The following is an 18,175-nucleotide window of genomic DNA, read 5'->3' on the forward strand; positions in this document are numbered from 1 at the left end:
ACATTGCAAATCCCGGGGGATTGCGGGCCAATCGTTCCGTCGGCCGGGCGATGCAATACCTCCGGCTCCCAGGTTCCTCAAACCGACCGCTGTTCATGACGCCGCCCGCCACCGCCTTGCCCGTCGAAGCGCCCCAGGCGTTCCTGGGAGTGGCGCGCTCGCTCACCGACAAGCTCTGGCGCGACCGGCTGGATGCGCGCGGGGCGGCGAAGGCGCTTGCCATCGTGCAGCGCCACCAACTGCCCGAGCTGCTGGCGCGGGTGCTGGCAGGTCGCGGTGTCGACAGCGATGCCGTCGCCGATTTCCTCGATCCAACCATCCGCAAGCTCCTACCGGACCCGTTCACGGTGACGGAGATGGAAGCCGCCGCGAAGCGGATCGCGGATGCCGCGGGAAGCGGCGAGAAGGTCGCGATCTTCGGCGATTACGATGTCGACGGCGCGACCTCGGCGGCGCTGCTGACCTGGCATCTGCGCCATTGCGGGCTCGATCCGCTGATCCACATTCCCGACCGCATCTTCGAGGGCTACGGGCCCAACACGGAAGCCGTGCGTGCGCTGGCCGCAAAGGGCGCCACGCTGCTCGTCACCGTCGATTGCGGTACCACCAGCATCGAGCCGCTCGCCGAAGCAAAACGTCTCGGCATGTCCGTCGTCGTGATCGACCATCATCAGGCCGGCACGGAGTTGCCGGAGGTCGACGCGTTGGTCAATCCGCACCGGCTCGACGATCTCTCCGGTCTCGGCCATCTCGCCGCCGTCGGCCTCGTGCTGGTGACGCTGGTCGCGGTCAATCGTGAGCTACGCCAACGCGGCTTCTGGAATGCGGAGATGCCCGAGCCGGATCTGCTCGGCATGCTGCATCACGTTGCGCTCGGCACGGTTGCCGATGTCGCGCCGCTGATCGGGCTCAACCGCGCGTTCGTCGCCAAAGGCCTGATCGCGATGCGGCGGCGCGACCATGTCGGCCACACCGCGCTGATGGACGTGGCGCGGCTCAACGGCCCGCCGGAGGCCTGGCATCTCGGCTTCATGCTAGGGCCGCGCATCAATGCCGGCGGCCGCATCGGCCGCGCCGATCTCGGCGTGCGGCTGCTTTTGGAGGGTGACAGCGTCGAGGCCGCGCGGATCGCCGCCGAGCTCGACCGCCTCAATAGCGAGCGCCGTATCATCGAGCAGGCGGCCGAAGCGCAGGCCGAAGCCGAGGCGCTCGCCTCGATCGGGCTCGAGGACAAGATCGGCGTGATCGTGACGGCCTCCGAAGGCTGGCATCCCGGCGTGGTCGGTCTCGTTGCGTCCCGGTTGAAGGAGAAGTTCTCGCGGCCCGCCTTCGCGATCGCGCTGGAGCCCGGCGGCATCGGCACCGGCTCCGGCCGCTCGATTGCCGGCGTCGATCTCGGCAAGGCAGTACGGCAGGCGGTCGCCGACGGCATTCTGCTCAAGGGCGGCGGCCACGCCATGGCCGCGGGCGTCACGCTGCGCAAGGAAAAGCTCGCCGAATTTCGCGCCTATCTCGAGCATGCGTTGGCCCGCGACGTTGCCGAGGCGCGCCACGTCAACGAGCTCTACATCGACGGCGCGGTCTCCGCGCGCGCGGTGACGACCGAGCTTGCAACGACGCTCAACCGCGCAGGTCCGTTCGGCAGCGGCAATCCGGAAGTCGTGTTGGCGCTGCCGGCGCACCAGCTCGTCTATGCCGACGAGGTGGGACAGGCACATTTGAGGCTACGCTTCAAGTCGGGCGACGGCGCCATCGTCAACGGCATCGCGTTCCGTTCGATCAGACAGAAGCTTGGCAACGCGCTCGTCGCCAATCGCGGCCAGCAATTGCATGTCGCGGGATCATTGTCGGTGGATCGCTACCAGGGCGCCGAGCGTGTGCAATTCCGCGTCATCGACGTCGCGCTGCCCGACCAGGGACCATCCATGATTAGATAGGTCCGGCAAACAACAAAAAACGAATAGCAAAAAAGGGAGTGAACATGGCAGGGCAGGTTGAGGGCAAGGTCGCGCTGGTGACCGGCGGCGCCTCCGGCATCGGCGAGGCCGTCGTCGAGATGTTCGCGCGCGAGGGCGCCACCGTCATCGCCACCGACATCGACGAGCTGCGCGGCCCCGAGCTCGCCAATCGCATCACCAAGGCCGGTGGCAAGGCGATTTTCCTGGAGCAGGACGTCACCAGCGAAGAGCGCTGGATCGAGATCACAGCCGAGATCGCGAAGCGCTTTGGCCGGCTCGATATTCTCGTCTCCAACGCCGGCATCGGCATTGCCGTGCCCTCGATCGTCGACATGACGCTCAGCGATTGGCGCAAGCAGAACGCGATCAACCTCGACGGCGTCTTCCTCTCGGTCAAGCATTGCCTGCCCCTGATGCGCAAGACCGGCGGCGGCTCGATCGTCATGATGTCCTCGCTCGCGGGCCTGCGCGGCGCGCCCGGGCTGTCGGCCTATTCGGCGACCAAGGGCGGCGTGCGGCTGTTCGCAAAGTCGATCGCGATGGAGTGCGCGGCGGCCTGTGACGGCATCCGCGTCAACTCCGTCCATCCCGGGATCATCGACACGCCGATCTGGGGCAAGATCCCGACAGGTGCGACCGGCAACCAGGGCAACGCGCCGATCGACCCGGACGAGCGTGCGCGCGTCGCGACGCCGCTCGGCCGTGCCGGCCAGGCTCTGGAAATTGCCTCCGGCGTGCTGTATCTGGCCTCCGATGCCTCGCGCTACGTCACCGGCAGCGAGCTCGTCATCGACGGCGGCATGAACGCCGGCGGCGTGCCGCGGCGGCAGTAGGCCGCCGCGCGGGCTGCGAAGGGCAGGGTGGCGCCCGCGGGGGCTGACGCGCAGGCGTCGGACCTGTACAACGCGGGCGTCTTCCGATCGACAGAGGTGTCCTTCCGCCATGGCGCACAGCCTTCACTCTTCGTCATCCACGCCAGCAACGTTTCGATCGAACCGTCCGGATCTCGCGAGCGACGCGATCCGCAGCGCGCGCGAGGATCTTGCCGCCTGCTTTAGGATGGCGGCGCGCAACGGCTTTGAGGAGGGCATCTGCAACCACTTCTCGGCCGTGGTGCCGGGCCATGACGATCTCTTCCTGGTCAACCCTTACGGCTACGCCTTCCGCGAGCTGACCGCGTCAAAACTTCTGATCTGCGACTTCCACGGCAATGTGCTCGACGGCGAGGGCGTGCCCGAGGCGACCGCGTTCTACATCCATGCCGAGATGCACAAGCGCCTGCCGCGCGCCAAGGTCGCCTTCCACACCCACATGCCCTACGCCACGGCGCTGTCGATGACCGAGGGCGATCCGCTGATCTGGGCCGGCCAGACCGCGCTCAAATTCTACGGTCGAACGGCCGTGGACCGCGACTACAACGGCCTCGCACTCGACAACCGCGAAGGCGCACGCATCGCATCGGCCGTGGGGGATGCCGACATCATCTTCATGAAGCATCACGGCGTGATGGTGCTGGCGCCGACCATCGCGGAGGCCTGGGACGATCTTTATTATCTCGAACGCGCCGCCGAGGTGCAGGTGTTGTCGATGTCGACCGGGCGACAGGTACTGCCGGTCGATCCCGCGATTGCGGCCGAAACCTACAGGCAGATGCGCGAGGGCGATTCCGAATCCGCGCGGCTGCATCTTGCCGCAATCCGCCGCCAGCTCGATGCGGAAGAGCCGCAGTACCGGCACTAGCGATCGCGTCGTAGCCCGGATGGAGCCATAACTAAGACCCCTGGCGCAGCTTCGCCAGCACCTTCAGCCCGCCATAGCCGTCCGCAGGCGTGATGCCCGCGCGCTGCTGAAAGTCCTTGATCGCTTTCATGGTGTCGTTGCCGACACGGCCATCGGTGCCGCCGGTATCGAAACCCGCCTTGGTCAGGCGCGTCTGCATCTCCTGCACCTCGGCGAGCGTCAATGCGCGCTCGGAGCCGGGGAATGGCTGGATGAAAGGCGGGGCGCCGAGGCAGCGGTCGCCGAGATGGCAGATCGCCAGCGCATAGTTCATCGAGGGATTGTAGCTCTTCACCGCGTTGAAATTCGGTCCCAGCAGAAATGTCGGCCCGCCCGCAACCGGCGTCCACATCTGCGCGGATGCGGAGGCTTGCGGAAACGGCTGGCCGTCGGCGCGGGTGACGCCGGCCGCCTGCCAAGCCGCATAGGTCCGGCTGCCGCTCATCTCACCGGGCGTGCGCACCTCGTAGCCCCAATGCTCGCCGCGGTGCCATTTGCCGCGATTGACGAGATATTTTGCGGTCGAGCCCAACGCGTCGTCGGGCTTGCCGAACGGCGACACCTTGCCGTCGCCGTCATAGTCGATGCCGACATTGAGCCAGACTTCCGGCATCCATTGCGAATGCCCCATTGCGCCGGCCCAGGATCCCTGCATCTGCTCAGGCGTGCTCCAACCCTTGTCGACGATGCGCAGCGCGTTGATCAGCTCAGTTTCCCAATAGGCTTTTCGGCGCGGCTCGTTCCAGGCGAGGGCGGCGAGCGAGGGAAACACCGGCGTCATGTGGTTCTGCTGCACCAGCGGATCGCCATAAGCGGACTCGACGCCCCACAGCGCCAGCAGCGTACCGCGCTCGACGCCGAAATCGCGCTCGATGCGCGCGAGCAGCGCCTCGTTGTTCTTCAGCGCGATCTTGCCGTTGATGATGCGCCAGTCGGAGACGCGACGGTTGATGTATTGCCAGACCTGCTCGTGGAATTCGGGCTGGTTGCGCATCTGCTTGAAGACGCTCATGTCGGGCTCGACCCGCGCCATCGCGCGCTGCCATGTCGCAGCCGAGATGCCTTTCGCCATGGCACGTGCGCGGAAAGACTCGCGCCATTCGTCGAAGCCTGGAGGTGCGGCGAAGACATGCGTCGGGAAAGCGAGCAGGGTGGCTGCACCGATGGTGAAGGCGCGGCGGGTATGATGGACCGAGGAATCAGCGTGTTTCATCGACTTATTGTAGCCGGAAACATGGCTCCTGTGAGTCGGTTCCTGGAGGCTCGGAACGGGACGTCCAGTCCTGTTCCTTCCGGAACAAATTGTCGCACTCCCGCATTCCCTCCGCATGCAATCGAGGAGGACGAGATGAGGAAATATCTGTTTGCGGCCGCCATGGTCACCGCTATCGCAGCCCCCGCATTCGCCGACGAAGTCGGTGTTCATGTTGGTCCGGTCGGCGCCGGTGTGACCGTCGGACAGTCCCCGGAATATCGAGAGCGTGACCGCGATCGTGATCGCACCACCGTGATCAAGGAGCGCGAGCCTGCCGACCGCACTACGGTCATCAAGAAGGAAGATGAATTCGGTAACCGCGAGAAGACCGTAATCCATCACGACAACGACTGACGGAGCAGGGCCCCGGCCGATTGTCGGGGCCCGCTTTCTGTTCGAAAATTCGGGGTTGAATGAAGATACGCGCGCATGCGGAGAGCCACGTCGTCGAGCTCGACGACGGATCGCAATGGCAGATTTTCCCTGGTGATCTCGCGACGACGCTGAGCTGGAAGCCCGAAACCGATTTGCGCCTCGAGCCGAGCGGGGATCGGATGAGTTCACATGTACTCGTGAATGGCACCGATCAAAGCCGCGTGCGGGTGATTGCGGCGGGCGAGGCTTGGCCGGACGGTGAGGTTAAGAAAGTATTGAAGGGCGGGTAGGCTTGGTCGAACATCCCCAAATTTGGGCCCCGTCACTTTACTGTCGGTTCGCTTCCATCTGCGCAGAATGCACTTATGCGGGAGCTGTTCGACATCATCCGTGCGAATCCCTGGCCGTTCGGCGCCGGACTCCTCGTCGTGGTCCTGATGATCATCGCCGAGAATTTTGGCCGCAGCATTCAAGGAGGCGGTGCCGGAGGCGGCGACTTCTCCGATGCCGGCGGGTGTGACGGCGGTGAGGGAGGCGGGGGCGACTAGACTTGGCCTGGTCCTCGCCTAGTCCTCCTGCAGATCAGTTGGGATGCCGGCGAGCCAGCGGCGAATACTCGCCTCGGTGCCGGCATCCAATCCCGCGGCCAGACGCTTCTCCAGCGCGATCACACGCTCCCTGCACGCCTTCAACAACGTCGCTCCCCGCGACGTCAACGTCCATTGCTGGATGCGGCCGTGGACGGGGTGGGGTGTCATCTCAATCGCGCCGTCGCGCTCGAGATTGCGGATGATGACGCCGACCGTCTGCGGAGTCAGGAAGGTGAGACGGGCGACGTCGGCGCCCGACAGGCCGGGATAGGCATTCAGCATCGTCAGCACCGCGAATTGCGGTGGCGTCACGCCGAGATCGGCGAGTGTCCGCTCCATCGTGAGACGGACTGCGGCATGGGCCTGGCGCAAGAGATAGCCGAGATAGCCTTGCTCGCCACGCTTGCCTTCGCCGGGGGCGGGCAGGCGCACGGCGTCAGGGCCGGCGGTTTTGCTCCGGGATTTCGATCTCGTGATCTTGGGCGACTTGCGCAACATATAAGAGCTCTTATAAGATGTAAGCCTTCTTATAATAACACGAGGTGAATGGCAATGTCACATGCCCGCAGCGAATACGAGGATTTCAAACGGATTGCGCCCGATGCCTATGATCTGGTGCTCGCGTTGGGCCGGGTTGCGGCGGACGCCGGCCTCGACAAGCAGCTTCTCGAGCTGGTCAAGTTGCGCGCCTCGCAGATCAACGGCTGCGCCTTCTGCCTGCAGCATCACATCCTGCTTTCGGAGCGGATCGGCGTGCCCGTCGACAAGCTCAATTTGGTCGTGGTCTGGCGCGAGGCGCCGATCTTTTCCGCGCGCGAACGTGCCGCGCTGGCCTGGGCCGAGGCGCTGACCTGCCTGCCCGACGGCGTCGGCGAAGACGTGTACGCCGAGGCGAGCCGTGAATTCTCCGAGACCGAGCTGACGTACCTGACCTCGGCGGTCGCCTCGATCAACGTCTGGAACCGTTTTGGTGCGGCGTTTCGCTGGACGCCGGCGACGCGGCCCGTCGAAGCCAATGCCGCAGCGTCCTGATTGCAACGAAGGGAGATCATGATGACAGCAATGAGTTTTCCCACCGCGCCGCGCCCGGCGTCATCGCGTTCGATGGCGATCGCCGTCGTCGGCGGTCTCGCCTGCGCGCTTGCGATCGGCAAAGCGCTGCCGGTGACGATGGACACCATTTCCGGCGCACTCTCGCCGCTCTGCGCCACCGCCGCCGAAAGCTCGCCGCTCGACAAGGTCGAGCCGATCGGCTCCTACGCGCTGCCGAACGTGCCGGGCAAGCGCGTCACGATCGTGCGCGTGTTCTACGGCCCCGGCGGGTTCTCGCGGCCGCATCGTCACGCAGGATCCGTCACCGCCTACATCACCAAGGGCGAGATCCGCTCCCAGCTCGGCGGCGGCCCGGTCGAGACGTTCGGCGTCGGCCAGTCCTTCTTCGAGCCGCCCGGCTCGACCCATCTGGTCTCGGCCAATGCGAGTACCACGGAGCCGGCAGAATTGATCGCGGTGTTCGTGGCGGACGAGGGCGCGCAACTCACGACGTTGCTGGATTGATCCGTAGCCCGGGTGAGCGAAGCGACACCCGGGGCAGTCGTAGCGTGAGTCCGGGATGTCGCTTCGCTCATCCGGGCTACGTTACCAGCGTGCTCTCTCGTCAGCCGCCGTAGGATGCTGGATCAGGATTGTCCGACGGATGCTCGAACGACTTCTTCATCGACACCGGCATGGGTACGTGAAAGTTCAGGCCGCGCGGCGGCACCGGCTCCATGAACCATTTGTTGTAGATCTGCTCGATCTCCGGGCTCTTGTAGAGTTTTGCGGTCGCGCGATCGACCACCGCCTTGAACGGCGCGTCGTCCTTGCGCAGCATGATGCCGTAAGGCTCCGGATCGGAGAACGCGCCGGTACTGATCGCGTACAGCGACGGATCCTTCGAGGAGGCGATCATCGCCGCCAGCTGGATGTCGTCCATGACGAAGGCCACGGCCCGGTCGGTCTCGACCATTAGGAACCCTTCGGGGACATCCTTTGCGTTCATCACGGTGATGTCGAGCGAGCGGGCCGCATTGGCCTTGTTGAGCTGCGTGATGTTGGTGGTGCCCGAGACCGAGACGACGGCGTTGCCCTTGAGATCGTCGATTTGGTCGAGCTTCGAAGTCTTCTTGGACACGAAGCGGCTCGCCGTGAGGAAATGCGTGTTGGTGAACCACACTTGTTTCTGGCGATCGGCGTTGTTGGTCGTCGAGCCGCATTCGAGATCGACGGTGCCGTTCGCCATCAGCGGAATGCGGCTGGACGAGGTGACCAGGTTCTCGTTGACCGCGAGCTTGTCCAGCTTGAGCTCGGCCTTGATCTCCTCGACGATCTTCATGCAGATGTCGATGGCGTAGCCGACGGTCTTCTGCTTCTCGTCGATATAGCTGAAGGGCACCGCGCTGTCGCGCACGCCGAGTGTGATCGCGCCGGTGTCCTTGATCTTCTTCAAGGTCCCGCTCAATTCCTGCGCATGAGCCGGCACGCCGAACGCGACGGCCAGAACGGCCACTATAGTGAGACAACGCATGTGCTTCCCTTCATCCTGTTTACCCGTGGGGAGGAAAGCAATTCTGAGGCCAGACAATTTCGAGGCCAGAGAAGGCTCCGTCATAAGGAGGCCGGGCCGGTCAGGCGGTGTGCGTGCAATTCGCTGTCATAGGACCGTCATCAGACAGTTTGGTTGGCTGTCTAGATGGCGCAAGCAGCGTCAATTCTCGTCGCCGCCCGATCCCTCGCGCAGGTCCGGCTTGAGCACGTCCTCCGGCAGCGCATGTGCCACGGGCTGCGGCGTGCCGGCGATCTCCGGGCCGACCTCGCGGCCGCGGGCATGGATCAGACGCTCGTACGCCGAGACCAACGTGACGTAAGGACTGACCCAGATCCAGCCGTCGCGGGTGAACACCTGCACGTCGAAATGCAGGTGCATCGAGGTGCCGGCGGGATGATCGAGATAGTTCGAGACCACGCCGATCTTCTCACCCTCCGATACGATGCGACCATTGAGCAGGCCATCGGCGTTCAGCGCCTGCGGGTTCATATGCATGTAGCGGAAACGGATGTGCTCGGTCCGGCTGTTGATTTGCAGCGTCACGGCCTGGTCCTTGGAAGCGCGTATGACCCTCGCATCGCGCACGGCGACGATGGCGCGCTGCTTGGGATCACAGGCTTGGCGGCCTTCACCAGGCGATGGGCACTCAGCCGCGCGGATGTCCTCGCCCTGATGGCCATAACCGCCGCCGCATTGCCAGACCTCGAAACTGCGGGATTCGCAGAAATTGTCGCGCCAGGGGTAAGCGGTCGTGCTCTCCATCTTGTCGCGCTTGGCATAGGATTGCGAGTGTACGAAAGCGGGCGCCTTCTCGAGAGGAAAGCGGATCTGTGCGTAGGCCATCACGTCGGGATGGCCGCCCTGCTTGCGATAACCGGTGTTCGGGATGATGTCGCCGCTCGGCCGATAGGTGAAGTCCGGGGAACGCGCCGCGGGACGATCGAGAATGTTGGAAGCGATGTCCGTGAGCGGCCGCATGCGCTGGCCGCCCGCCACGCGCAGCGCCTTCAGGAAGCGCTCGGCGACCGGATAGGCCTCCTTGCAGGCAAGCCGCCGCGGCTTGGCGACGCTGTCGAGGCATTGGATCGACACCACATAGGCGACGCCGAAACGGGTGAAAGCGTAGCGCACATAGCCTTCCCGGATGAATTTGCGCAGGTCCGGGTAGAGCGCTGCGAGCGGTTTGACCGGCTCGCCCTTGCCGCCCGAGGGATCGGCAATGTCATAGACGAGCGCCGAACCCGTGATCTGCACCTCGACCGGTCTTGCGAAGACCCGGCTCGGCATGCCGTCTCCGGTACCAGGCTCGAACGAAAAGGTCGCGCTGTAGCCGGCGGGGCCGGCATCGAACATGTCGACGGAATTGAAGTCGGCCTGGTAGCGCGACAGCGCGACGGTCGCTGGCGCACCATTGTGCCGTGCTTCGAAATACGCAGCAGCGTCGAACGGCAGCAGCACGGGCACGGAGCTGCGGGAGATGCCGGTGAAGAATTGCGAGGAGATCGCGTTGAGCTGCACCAGCGCCGGCATCGTGCGCGGATCATAGCGCGGCACCGAACGACGGGGCGCGAAGATGAAATCGTCCGCGACCCGGGGATGGGCGTTGATTTCGGTGCGCAGCTGATCGAGCGCCGCGCGCCAATCGACGCGCAGCGCCGTGAGCGAGGGGCTGCGGAATTCATCCGCAGTGAGCGGAGAGGCAATGAGGAGCGAAAGCGACGCCAGAAGTTGCGAGACGAAGCGGAAACCTTTCCCAACCACTGTCTCGCCCCCCGGCGGCACCTGTTGCGCTCGCGTTGGCCCCGTCAGTCCTTGGCGCGCTCGGAGTAGGAGCCGTCTTCGGTCATCACGACGATTCGGGTGCCGACGGCGATGTGCGGCGGCACCGTGGTGCGCAGGCCGTTCGAGAGCACGGCGGGCTTGTAGGACGAGGAGGCGGTCTGGCCTTTGGTCACGGGCTCCGTCTCGACCACTTCCAGCGTCACGCGCTGCGGCAGGGCGATCGATACGGGATTGGCGCCGTGCAGCGACAGCTTGACCGTCATGCTCTCCTGAAGATAGGCCGCCGCGTCGCCGATCACGTCCTTGGAGACCTGGACCTGGTCATAGGTCTCCGGGTTCATGAAGTGATAGCCGTCACCATCTTCGTACAGGAAGGTATAGTTGCGCTCTTCGATCGTGGCCTTCTCGACCTGGTCGGTGGTCTTGTAGCGCTCGGAGATCTTTACCCCGTCCGAGATTCGGCGCATTTCGATCTGGCTGACCGGGGTGCCCTTGCCGGGATGGATGTTCTCGGCGGTCACGACGACATATAGCTTGCCGTCTTGCTCGATCACGTTGCCCTTGCGAATAGAACTGGCGATGACTCTCAAAGCTGTATTTCCTGCTTGCTTGGCCCGGCTCGGGCCAGGACGTGGTCAAATTGATGGGGGACCTGGGGCCCCAAATCAGACCGCGGCACCCGTTTCGGGCCGCAACATACTGGTTTTGCCGTTGGATGCCAGCATTTTGCTGGCCTGCGGGACGGCCGGTTAATGGCTGGGGACAAGCCGATGTCGCCGTTCTGGTCCCCCTCGCGGCATCTCGACCGCCGGCCCTTCCTGCAGGCCAGGGGAGCAATCACCGGGGCTCTACGGGGATTTTTCGCCGAGCAGGGCTTTGTCGAGGTCGAAACCTCCGTTCTCCAGGTCTCTCCGGGCAACGAGACCCACCTGCACGCCCCCCGGACCGAGATCGTGCGACCCGACGGCAGCCGTGTGAGCCGATATTTGCGGACTTCGCCGGAATTCGCCTGCAAGAAGCTGCTGGCGGCCGGGGAGACCCGGATTTTCGAGTTCGCCCGGGTGTTCCGGGACCGCGAGCGCGGCGACCTGCATTTGCCCGAATTCACCATGCTGGAATGGTACCGGGCAGGCGCCCCCTATGACGCCATCATGGCCGACTGCGTCGTCCTCATCGGCCGCGCCGCCCAAGCGACCGGGATTGGCACCTTCGCCTTCCGCGGCCGGACCGCCGATCCCTTCGCCGAGCCTGAACTTGTGACGGTGGCCGGCGCCTTCGAGCAGTTTGCGGGAATCGATCTGCTTGCGACCATTTCCGGTGGCGAAGGCGACCGCGCCGCGCTTGCCCGGGCCGCTGCCGGCAAGGTCCGTGTGGCCGAGGACGACACCTGGTCCGACATCTTCAGCAAGGTTCTGGTCGAGCATGTCGAGCCGCATCTGGGGCAGGGGCATTTGACCATTCTGTTCGAATACCCATCTCCAGAGGCGGCACTGGCGCGCGTGAAGGCAGGCGATCCCCGCGTTGCCGAGCGGTTCGAGATCTACGCCTGCGGTGTCGAGCTCGCCAACGGCTTTGGCGAACTGACCGACGTCGAGGAGCAGCGCAAGCGCTTCACGCAATCCATGGCGGAGAAGCAACGCCGCTACGGCGAAGCCTATCCGCTGGACGAGGACTTTCTGGCCGCGGTCGCGGCGATGCCGGAGGCGAGCGGCGTCGCGCTCGGTTTCGACCGGCTGGTGATGCTGGCGAGCGGCGCATCGCGAATTGATCAGGTGGTCTGGACGCCGCCTGCAAATGAAGCGTTAAGCGAGACATGATGAAGAGCAATCTTGCGCGCACATTGCGCGAGCCGGCCGAACTTGTCGCCGAGCAGCTGGTATCAGCCACAGCGCTGCCGGTGCTCGATCGCGTTGCCGCACGCTATGCGGTTGCGATCACGCCGGCGCTGGTCGATCTGATCGACAGGTCCGATCCCGACGATCCCATCGCGCGGCAATTCGTTCCGACTGCCGCGGAGCTCGAGATGCAGCCGGGCGAGAACGCAGATCCGATCGGCGATCATCCGTACTCGCCGGTTCCCGGGATCGTGCATCGCTATCCCGACCGTGTGCTGTTCAAGCTCGTTCACGTCTGCGCGGTCTATTGCCGCTTCTGCTTCCGCCGCGAGATGGTTGGACCCGGCAAGGAGAACGCGCTCTCGGACGGCGCCTATCGCGCCGCGATCGACTACATCCGATCGCACAGCGAGATCTGGGAGGTGATCCTGACCGGGGGCGATCCCCTGATGTTGTCGCCGCGGCGGATGAGCGAGATCATGGCGGATCTTGCCGGAATCGATCACGTCAAGATCATCCGCCTTCACACCCGCGTGCCCGTGGCCGAGCCCGCGCGCATCAGCGAGGAGATGGTCGGGGCGCTCAAGGTCGAAGGCGCCACCACCTGGGTGGCGCTGCATGCCAACCATGCGCGCGAACTGACGGGGCCCGCGCGTGCCGCCTGCGCGCGGCTGGTCGATGCCGGAATTCCCATGGTAAGCCAGTCCGTGCTTTTGCGCGGCGTCAATGACAACGCGACCGCTCTGTCGGATTTGATGCGAGCTTTCGTCGAATGCCGGATCAAGCCCTATTATCTGCATCACGGCGATCTCGCGCCCGGCACGGCGCATCTGCGAACGACGCTCGCCGAGGGGCAGGATTTGATGCGGCAGCTGCGCGGACGGGTGTCGGGACTGTGTCAGCCCGACTATGTCATCGACATTCCCGGCGGCGCCGGCAAGTCGCCGGTGGGACCGAATTACGTGTTGCCGATGCAAAATACCGCACCTGATGCGGGTGATGCGGCATCGGAAACGCGCTATCGTATCGTGGATTATTGCGGCGACGTTCACCTCTATCCGCCCGAGACCTGATTGGTCGTGATGGAGATTCTGGCTCGAGGAATGGAGGGAGAGACATGAAGAAGATCATGGTGGCAGTATCGCTCGCGGTCTTGCTCGGCGGCGCGGCGGTCGCGCAGACCGGCGGCACGAAGGGATCGACATCGGGCGGCGCGGCGTCCGGATCGCTGCCGCAGGCACCCGTGGGCCATCGCCAGCCGCGCGTCGGCGACGTGCCCAGCGAGAAGAACCTGAGCGACCCGAACGATCCCCTCAGCAAGGAAAATCAGGCGCTCGACAAGAAGATCAAGAGCATCTGCCGCGGCTGCTAGGCGCCGGAGCAGCGGGCAGGGTGCGACAGCCTCACCCCGCCCGCGATCGTTCGGTCAGGCGGAGCGCTCGTGCAGCCCTGCGCGTTTGGTGTTGCGCCGGATCTCGACCGCGTCAGCGAGCTGTTTGAGCACGGTTGCCGTGGTCGCCCAGTCGATGCATCCGTCCGTGATGCTCTGGCCATAGGTGAGCGGCTTCCCCGCCACCACGTCCTGGCGTCCGGCGACGAGATTGCTCTCGACCATCACCCCCATGATGCGGTTCTCGCCGCCGGAAATCTGGCCGGCGATGTCGGCTGTCACGAGCGGCTGGTTTTCCGGCTTCTTGCTCGAATTGGCGTGGCTCGCATCGACCATCACGAGCGGTGCGACGCTCGCTTTCGCCAGATCGTTGCAGGCCGCTGCGACGCTTGCCGCATTGTAATTCGGCGTGCTGCCGCCGCGCAGGATGATGTGACAATCCTCGTTGCCCGCGGTTGAGGCGATCGCCGAGCGGCCGAGCTTGGTCACCGCCATGAAATGATGCGGATTCGAGGCCGACTTCACCGCGTCCGCCGCGATGCGCACATTGCCGTCGGTGCCGTTCTTGAACCCCACAGGGCAGGACAGCCCCGAGGCCAGCTCGCGATGGATCTGGCTTTCGGTCGTGCGCGCGCCGATCGCGGCCCAGGACACGAGGTCGGCAATGTATTGCGGCGTCGTCATGTCGAGGAATTCGGTGCCGGCGGGCAGGCCGAGATTATTCACGGCCGAGAGCACGTTGCGCGCCAGCCGCAGGCCCTTGTTGATGTCGAAGCTGCCGTCCAGATCAGGATCGTTGATCAGGCCCTTCCAGCCGACCGTGGTGCGTGGCTTCTCGAAATAGACCCGCATCACGATTTCAAGTTGATCGGCAAGCTCTTCGCGCAAGCTCGCGAGGCGCTCGGCGTATTCGAGCGCGGCCCTGGGATCATGCACCGAGCAGGGGCCGACCACGACCAGAAGCCGGTCGTCCTGGCCATTGAGGATCGCGTGGATGGCGTTGCGTGCCGCCATCACCACGCGCGTCGCGGTGAGCGTACGCGGGACTTCCCGCATCACCTCTTCAGGCGTGCTCAGTTCTTTCAGTTCGCGGATACGAAGATCGTCGGTCGTGCTCAGCACGGCGGGCTCCTTGTCATTTTGAGACCCTGCCGGCCAATAAAAAAGCCGCCAGGTCTGGCGGCTGTTCGGACTAGATGCTGCAATTTGTCAGATTGAGCGTGATCCTCCCACCGCCAGCGAGCTGTCGTAGCTAAAATACCAATAAAAGCTGGTGGTGACGGTGATCATGGCCAGTCATATAGCGCGCGATCGGCGGGTTGTCACCCCCTAAGCGAGGTGAGGATCACGGGGCGCCTCAACTGTTGCTTTTGCGTGCCGCCAGCGCCATGCCGATCAGCGTGGCGCCACCGAACAGCAGGTTGATGCCGACGAGGATGCCGATCGCCCATTCCGCCGAGCTCGGCAATCCCGTGATCACCATGAACGAGATCGCGATATCGACGAGGCCCGAGATAAGAAGCCACGACCAGCGGCCGCCCGGCTCGCGGCGGTGCTCCAGCGCGTACATGATGGTGGCGATGCCCTCGGCGAGGAAATAGGCGCCGAGCACGATGGTCAGCGTCAGCACGGCCTGCATCGGTCGCGCCAGCAGCAGCATGCCTGCGAGCACCGCGAGCGCGGCCGAGATCAGCGACCACCAGAAGCCCGGCGTGCTGCGCGCCCAATAGGTGGCGATCAATCCGCCGATGCCGCTGATCAGGAACATCCAGCCGAGGAAGATCGCAATCGCAAGGCTTGCGAGCGGCGGCAGGATCAACGCGGCAACGCCGAGCACTGCAAGCAGGATGCCTTCGAACAGGAAGGCCTTCCAATGTGCCTTGACCGTCCGGCTCATGGCGGATTGCAGCCGGGAAAAATCCTCAGGCGATGTCATGGGCGGGCTCCGGATCGACAGGTGTGTGCTCGATCCAGTCTAGTACGTGCACACCGCGCTTGCCATCCCGCGGCTCAGCCGCCGCCGTGCGCCGACGAAAAACCTTCGCCGCTGGTGCGGATGCGGTTGCGCCCGAGAACATAGATCGCGGTCGTGACGATCAGAAGTGCGAGGCCGAGCAGGATCGAGACCAGGCCGATCGGGATCAGGGCCAGGGTCAGATTGCGCTCGGGGTTGATGAGCCAGTGATGGATTGAGGTCAGCACGAAGGCGAGCCCGAGAAAGCCGACGCCGCCGCCCGCGAGCAGCAGCGCCCACATCCGGCGGAGCTGGCTGAGGCGCTCGCGCGCGACCTCGGTCCGGGGCGCGTGATGGCGCGCGACGCGCCGCACCAGGCGGATGGCGAAGGCGATCGAGCTGAAGCCGATCAGCAGGCTCGCGCCGCCCAACCACATCCGCAGCGTCGGATCGAGATCCGGCATGCGCTGGAGTGTGAGCAGCGGGAAGTCGAACGCCGAATGCAGGGCGAGCGGGCCTGCGAAGATCAGCAGCCGGCTGGAGAGACGGGCCCAGTCGCGATGATGGCGGTTCGCACCCAGCGCCGTGCCGGCGCGCGCGATGGTCAGATAGGCGCCGGCGATGATGCCGAGCGCGCCGTGGAATGGCACGGTCAGCACGCTGCGCAATGCAGCCAGCGAGCGCCACATCTCCGCGTGCTGGACGAGATAGGCGAGGTTCTCGTAGGCGGCGAAGCCCAGGCCGACCGCAGCGCCATAGACCACGGTGTCCATCGGATTGGCGAAGGTCCGCCGCTTGGTCGAGGCGACCAGCACGATCGCGATCACCTTGACCGCTTCCTCCGGCAGCGCGACGCCGAAGATCGAATGCATGGCCAGCGCCGCCCACGGGTTGTCCGGAGCCGCGACCATTTTGGCGAAAGGGGCGCGGGCCAGGCCCAGCAGCGAAATGCTGGCCGCGCCGAGCAGGAACGCGGTCCAGACCTGGGCCGGCGGTCCCGGGCGTTCCTCGGCGGCAATGACAAGCCACAGCATCAGCAGCGCCGGGGCAATGGCGGCCGTTCCGATGACGGTGGGTAAAGCTTCAATCAGGTACATCGGCGCCGAAAATAGGTTCCCTTGATCCGCTTATCCACATTGCCCGATGCGACCTTGTGTCATGCGCTTGCTGTCGCGTCGCTTAACAAGCGCGACAGCCTACGTTCATCAGGACGGTCGCCGAGGTGTAGAATATGGAGCGCAATCAATCGCATGACAGAACCACCTCGTCATTTCTGACAACGGTCGCGCGCCTGTCATCGGATCGCGATTGGTAAGTCAGATCAAGGCAATGTGCAGGTTTCTTCGATTCACGATGAACGTGTCGCCGCGGCAAGTCCAGAGCCGGGATTGCCCCGTGCGGGCTATGCACGGCCGGGCGACGGCCTAGTCACGCCTGGTCGCGCGGGATGGCGACGCGGTCCGGCGGGCCCGGAGTTGCTCCACCTCCCAGAAGGCGCGTATGAGGCACGTGCCGAGGCAGAGCACGATGAGCAACAGCAGGAAGGCCTGATCGACGGCGGGGATGTGGGTCATGGCAATGATAAAGCAACCGCTATGCCACCGCGTTCCTTCCCGGCCTGCACCACGTGCAGGGCTGCCGCTCCCAAGCCCGCTTTGACTCAATGCGTGGTGAACGGCGGCGGTGCGTCGGGCGCCACGTCGAAAGCGCCGAGATGGAATTCCTCGCCGATGGACGCGTCCGGCTCGGAATGCTGCGCCATCAGCGTGAACGCTGCCTGCGGGTATTGCTTCCAGATATCGAGATCGCCGGCGGTGATGGTGAGCCAGCCGAAGGTGTACATGTAGCGTCCCGGCTCGGTGACCCGGCCGACCTTGTCCCAGGTGATCTTATCGACCGTGATCTTGTCGACTGCCATTCGGTCCCCCGATCGCAAGTCTGCAAATGATGCCCGGCACGAGGCGCGGACCTTCAAAAGCTTATCTCGAAATAGGGCTGCGATAGGGCGGCGAGGCCGGCGGTTCAGGCCGATTGCAGCATGGGCGAGCGGACGATCAGCCGGACGACGTCGTCCCGCGACTGCTTTTCCGCGAATTTGACAGCAAAGCCGTTTTCGAATTTGCGGATCACGCGCCCGACACAAGCGCCGACCGCAAGCGGAGTTCCCACTGGCGGATCGTATTCGCAGGATATGGCGACACCGGCCGTGGAGACGTCGATGATGAAGCAGGCATGGGTGTTGCCGTCGGCGAGCGTCAGGAAGGTGTGCGCGACCTGCGGAACGAAGCGCGCGTCATTCCGCAGCTCCTGGACACTGGCGTCCTTTTGCTTCTTCTCGAGCCAGGTCAGCTTTTCCGACATCCAGGCGCGCCGGGCCCGCGTCATGTCGAGCTCCATCAGGAAGCCCGATTTCAGCGTCGCGCTGATGGTGCACTGGAATTCGCCAAAGTCCTGGAAGTAGGAGGTCACGCGCTCGCCGACTTTGCCGACCACGGGAACGTCGACCATCATGCGGAACGGCGAGACGCGGCTGGTGCGGCAGGCGAAGGTCCGGAGCTTGCCCTCGCAATCGTACCAACGCGGCAGCGAGTAGCTGCCACTCACGGTGACTTGCACGGCACGCTGTCTGAGGAATTCTGCGACGGACATGGGCGCCAATCGTGGTTCGGA

General features: G+C 64.7%; 21 protein-coding genes. 11 read left to right on the forward strand and 10 right to left on the reverse strand.

Annotated elements, in window-relative coordinates:
- The first annotated feature begins 95 nt into the window (after nucleotides 1–95).
- The 3 genes from recJ (at nucleotide 96) to ABIB80_RS20205 (ending at nucleotide 3,698) form a co-directional block, all read left to right on the forward strand.
- Nucleotides 96–1,937, forward strand: coding sequence for a single-stranded-DNA-specific exonuclease RecJ (gene recJ / locus ABIB80_RS20195; protein WP_354128179.1), 1,842 nt, complete (start codon nucleotides 96–98; stop codon nucleotides 1,935–1,937).
- 44 nt (nucleotides 1,938–1,981) lie between these two features.
- The gene (locus ABIB80_RS20200) at nucleotides 1,982–2,791 is read left to right on the forward strand and encodes an SDR family NAD(P)-dependent oxidoreductase (protein ID WP_007591463.1); all 810 of its coding nucleotides are present in this window, start codon (nucleotides 1,982–1,984) and stop codon (nucleotides 2,789–2,791) included.
- Between the two features lie 109 nt (nucleotides 2,792–2,900).
- Nucleotides 2,901–3,698 (forward strand): aldolase, encoded by a 798-nt coding sequence (locus ABIB80_RS20205; protein WP_354128180.1) that lies wholly within the window; start codon nucleotides 2,901–2,903, stop codon nucleotides 3,696–3,698.
- 31 nt (nucleotides 3,699–3,729) lie between these two features.
- Here ABIB80_RS20205 and ABIB80_RS20210 read toward each other — a convergent pair whose 3' ends face one another.
- On the reverse strand, nucleotides 3,730–4,950 hold the full coding sequence (locus ABIB80_RS20210) for a lytic murein transglycosylase (RefSeq protein WP_354128181.1): 1,221 nt from the start codon (nucleotides 4,948–4,950) through the stop codon (nucleotides 3,730–3,732).
- Between the two features lie 135 nt (nucleotides 4,951–5,085).
- Between ABIB80_RS20210 and ABIB80_RS20215 the strand changes: the two genes are divergently transcribed.
- From ABIB80_RS20215 to ABIB80_RS20225, 3 genes are all read left to right on the forward strand, one after another.
- Nucleotides 5,086–5,346 carry a hypothetical protein gene (locus ABIB80_RS20215; RefSeq protein WP_007591459.1) on the forward strand — a complete coding sequence of 87 codons (261 nt, stop codon included), beginning with the start codon at nucleotides 5,086–5,088 and terminating at the stop codon, nucleotides 5,344–5,346.
- A 59-nt stretch (nucleotides 5,347–5,405) separates the two neighbouring features.
- Complete coding sequence (locus tag ABIB80_RS20220; protein WP_007591458.1) at nucleotides 5,406–5,657, forward strand: hypothetical protein; 252 nt, start codon at nucleotides 5,406–5,408, stop codon at nucleotides 5,655–5,657.
- A 75-nt stretch (nucleotides 5,658–5,732) separates the two neighbouring features.
- A complete protein-coding gene (locus ABIB80_RS20225; protein ID WP_007591457.1) occupies nucleotides 5,733–5,915 on the forward strand; it encodes a hypothetical protein in 183 nt (60 codons plus the stop codon).
- Between the two features lie 18 nt (nucleotides 5,916–5,933).
- On the opposite strand, the gene ABIB80_RS20230 is transcribed toward ABIB80_RS20225, so the two are convergent.
- A complete protein-coding gene (locus tag ABIB80_RS20230) occupies nucleotides 5,934–6,455 on the reverse strand; it encodes a MarR family winged helix-turn-helix transcriptional regulator (protein ID WP_007591456.1) in 522 nt (173 codons plus the stop codon).
- Nucleotides 6,456–6,509: 54 nt separating this feature from the next.
- Between ABIB80_RS20230 and ABIB80_RS20235 the strand changes: the two genes are divergently transcribed.
- Nucleotides 6,510–6,989: a carboxymuconolactone decarboxylase family protein gene (locus ABIB80_RS20235; RefSeq protein WP_354128182.1), complete on the forward strand. Its 480-nt coding sequence runs from the start codon at nucleotides 6,510–6,512 to the stop codon at nucleotides 6,987–6,989.
- 21 nt (nucleotides 6,990–7,010) lie between these two features.
- The gene (locus ABIB80_RS20240) at nucleotides 7,011–7,514 is read left to right on the forward strand and encodes a cupin domain-containing protein (RefSeq protein ID WP_007591444.1); all 504 of its coding nucleotides are present in this window, start codon (nucleotides 7,011–7,013) and stop codon (nucleotides 7,512–7,514) included.
- A 100-nt stretch (nucleotides 7,515–7,614) separates the two neighbouring features.
- Here ABIB80_RS20240 and ABIB80_RS20245 read toward each other — a convergent pair whose 3' ends face one another.
- From ABIB80_RS20245 to efp, 3 genes are all read right to left on the reverse strand, one after another.
- Nucleotides 7,615–8,523 carry an amino acid ABC transporter substrate-binding protein gene (locus tag ABIB80_RS20245; protein ID WP_354128183.1) on the reverse strand — a complete coding sequence of 303 codons (909 nt, stop codon included), beginning with the start codon at nucleotides 8,521–8,523 and terminating at the stop codon, nucleotides 7,615–7,617.
- Between the two features lie 180 nt (nucleotides 8,524–8,703).
- On the reverse strand, nucleotides 8,704–10,326 hold the full coding sequence (locus tag ABIB80_RS20250) for a M23 family metallopeptidase (RefSeq protein WP_354128184.1): 1,623 nt from the start codon (nucleotides 10,324–10,326) through the stop codon (nucleotides 8,704–8,706).
- Between the two features lie 23 nt (nucleotides 10,327–10,349).
- On the reverse strand, nucleotides 10,350–10,916 hold the full coding sequence (gene efp / locus ABIB80_RS20255) for an elongation factor P (protein WP_007591435.1): 567 nt from the start codon (nucleotides 10,914–10,916) through the stop codon (nucleotides 10,350–10,352).
- 162 nt (nucleotides 10,917–11,078) lie between these two features.
- Here efp and epmA point away from each other — a divergent pair, with 162 nt between their 5' ends.
- Genes epmA through ABIB80_RS20270 form a run of 3 tightly spaced genes read left to right on the forward strand, consistent with a single transcriptional unit; the run spans nucleotide 11,079 to nucleotide 13,533 of the window.
- Nucleotides 11,079–12,143 (forward strand): EF-P lysine aminoacylase EpmA, encoded by a 1,065-nt coding sequence (epmA, locus tag ABIB80_RS20260; RefSeq protein WP_354128185.1) that lies wholly within the window; start codon nucleotides 11,079–11,081, stop codon nucleotides 12,141–12,143.
- Nucleotides 12,140–13,234, forward strand: a complete 1,095-nt coding sequence (locus tag ABIB80_RS20265) for a lysine-2,3-aminomutase-like protein (protein ID WP_035992751.1) — start codon at nucleotides 12,140–12,142, stop codon at nucleotides 13,232–13,234. The genes epmA and ABIB80_RS20265 overlap by 4 nt, the downstream gene beginning before the upstream one ends.
- Nucleotides 13,235–13,278: 44 nt before the next feature.
- A complete protein-coding gene (locus ABIB80_RS20270; RefSeq protein WP_007591425.1) occupies nucleotides 13,279–13,533 on the forward strand; it encodes a hypothetical protein in 255 nt (84 codons plus the stop codon).
- Between the two features lie 54 nt (nucleotides 13,534–13,587).
- Here ABIB80_RS20270 and ABIB80_RS20275 read toward each other — a convergent pair whose 3' ends face one another.
- The 5 genes from ABIB80_RS20275 to ABIB80_RS20295 all read right to left on the reverse strand — a co-directional run bounded on the left by ABIB80_RS20275 (nucleotide 13,588) and on the right by ABIB80_RS20295 (nucleotide 18,154).
- On the reverse strand, nucleotides 13,588–14,673 hold the full coding sequence (locus ABIB80_RS20275; RefSeq protein WP_007591423.1) for a 3-deoxy-7-phosphoheptulonate synthase: 1,086 nt from the start codon (nucleotides 14,671–14,673) through the stop codon (nucleotides 13,588–13,590).
- A gap of 235 nt (nucleotides 14,674–14,908) precedes the next feature.
- The gene (locus ABIB80_RS20280) at nucleotides 14,909–15,487 is read right to left on the reverse strand and encodes an HdeD family acid-resistance protein (RefSeq protein WP_007591421.1); all 579 of its coding nucleotides are present in this window, start codon (nucleotides 15,485–15,487) and stop codon (nucleotides 14,909–14,911) included.
- 74 nt (nucleotides 15,488–15,561) lie between these two features.
- Nucleotides 15,562–16,602 (reverse strand): PrsW family glutamic-type intramembrane protease, encoded by a 1,041-nt coding sequence (locus ABIB80_RS20285; protein WP_007591420.1) that lies wholly within the window; start codon nucleotides 16,600–16,602, stop codon nucleotides 15,562–15,564.
- Nucleotides 16,603–17,165: 563 nt separating this feature from the next.
- Nucleotides 17,166–17,423: a hypothetical protein gene (locus tag ABIB80_RS20290; RefSeq protein ID WP_007591419.1), complete on the reverse strand. Its 258-nt coding sequence runs from the start codon at nucleotides 17,421–17,423 to the stop codon at nucleotides 17,166–17,168.
- Nucleotides 17,424–17,527: 104 nt separating this feature from the next.
- The gene (locus tag ABIB80_RS20295; protein WP_007591418.1) at nucleotides 17,528–18,154 is read right to left on the reverse strand and encodes a pilus assembly protein PilZ; all 627 of its coding nucleotides are present in this window, start codon (nucleotides 18,152–18,154) and stop codon (nucleotides 17,528–17,530) included.
- Nucleotides 18,155–18,175: the final 21 nt, after the last annotated feature.

The sequence above is a fragment of the Bradyrhizobium sp. i1.15.2 genome, from assembly GCF_040548425.1.
GTDB lineage: Bacteria > Pseudomonadota > Alphaproteobacteria > Rhizobiales > Xanthobacteraceae > Bradyrhizobium > Bradyrhizobium canariense.

Excerpts from the sequence above, each read along its gene's own strand:
- recJ (WP_354128179.1), top strand. The coding sequence starts at position 96 with ATGACGCCGCCCGCCACCGCCTTGCCCGTCGAAGCGCCCCAGGCGTTC.
- ABIB80_RS20200 (WP_007591463.1), top strand. The coding sequence starts at position 1,982 with ATGGCAGGGCAGGTTGAGGGCAAGGTCGCGCTGGTGACCGGCGGCGCC.
- ABIB80_RS20205 (WP_354128180.1), top strand. The coding sequence starts at position 2,901 with ATGGCGCACAGCCTTCACTCTTCGTCATCCACGCCAGCAACGTTTCGA.
- ABIB80_RS20210 (WP_354128181.1), bottom strand. The coding sequence starts at position 4,950 with ATGAAACACGCTGATTCCTCGGTCCATCATACCCGCCGCGCCTTCACC.
- ABIB80_RS20215 (WP_007591459.1), top strand. The coding sequence starts at position 5,086 with ATGAGGAAATATCTGTTTGCGGCCGCCATGGTCACCGCTATCGCAGCC.
- ABIB80_RS20220 (WP_007591458.1), top strand. The coding sequence starts at position 5,406 with ATGAAGATACGCGCGCATGCGGAGAGCCACGTCGTCGAGCTCGACGAC.
- ABIB80_RS20225 (WP_007591457.1), top strand. The coding sequence starts at position 5,733 with ATGCGGGAGCTGTTCGACATCATCCGTGCGAATCCCTGGCCGTTCGGC.
- ABIB80_RS20230 (WP_007591456.1), bottom strand. The coding sequence starts at position 6,455 with ATGTTGCGCAAGTCGCCCAAGATCACGAGATCGAAATCCCGGAGCAAA.
- ABIB80_RS20235 (WP_354128182.1), top strand. The coding sequence starts at position 6,510 with ATGTCACATGCCCGCAGCGAATACGAGGATTTCAAACGGATTGCGCCC.
- ABIB80_RS20240 (WP_007591444.1), top strand. The coding sequence starts at position 7,011 with ATGACAGCAATGAGTTTTCCCACCGCGCCGCGCCCGGCGTCATCGCGT.
- ABIB80_RS20245 (WP_354128183.1), bottom strand. The coding sequence starts at position 8,523 with ATGCGTTGTCTCACTATAGTGGCCGTTCTGGCCGTCGCGTTCGGCGTG.
- epmA (WP_354128185.1), top strand. The coding sequence starts at position 11,079 with ATGGCTGGGGACAAGCCGATGTCGCCGTTCTGGTCCCCCTCGCGGCAT.
- ABIB80_RS20265 (WP_035992751.1), top strand. The coding sequence starts at position 12,140 with ATGATGAAGAGCAATCTTGCGCGCACATTGCGCGAGCCGGCCGAACTT.
- ABIB80_RS20270 (WP_007591425.1), top strand. The coding sequence starts at position 13,279 with ATGAAGAAGATCATGGTGGCAGTATCGCTCGCGGTCTTGCTCGGCGGC.
- ABIB80_RS20280 (WP_007591421.1), bottom strand. The coding sequence starts at position 15,487 with ATGACATCGCCTGAGGATTTTTCCCGGCTGCAATCCGCCATGAGCCGG.
- ABIB80_RS20285 (WP_007591420.1), bottom strand. The coding sequence starts at position 16,602 with ATGTACCTGATTGAAGCTTTACCCACCGTCATCGGAACGGCCGCCATT.
- ABIB80_RS20290 (WP_007591419.1), bottom strand. The coding sequence starts at position 17,423 with ATGGCAGTCGACAAGATCACGGTCGATAAGATCACCTGGGACAAGGTC.
- ABIB80_RS20295 (WP_007591418.1), bottom strand. The coding sequence starts at position 18,154 with ATGTCCGTCGCAGAATTCCTCAGACAGCGTGCCGTGCAAGTCACCGTG.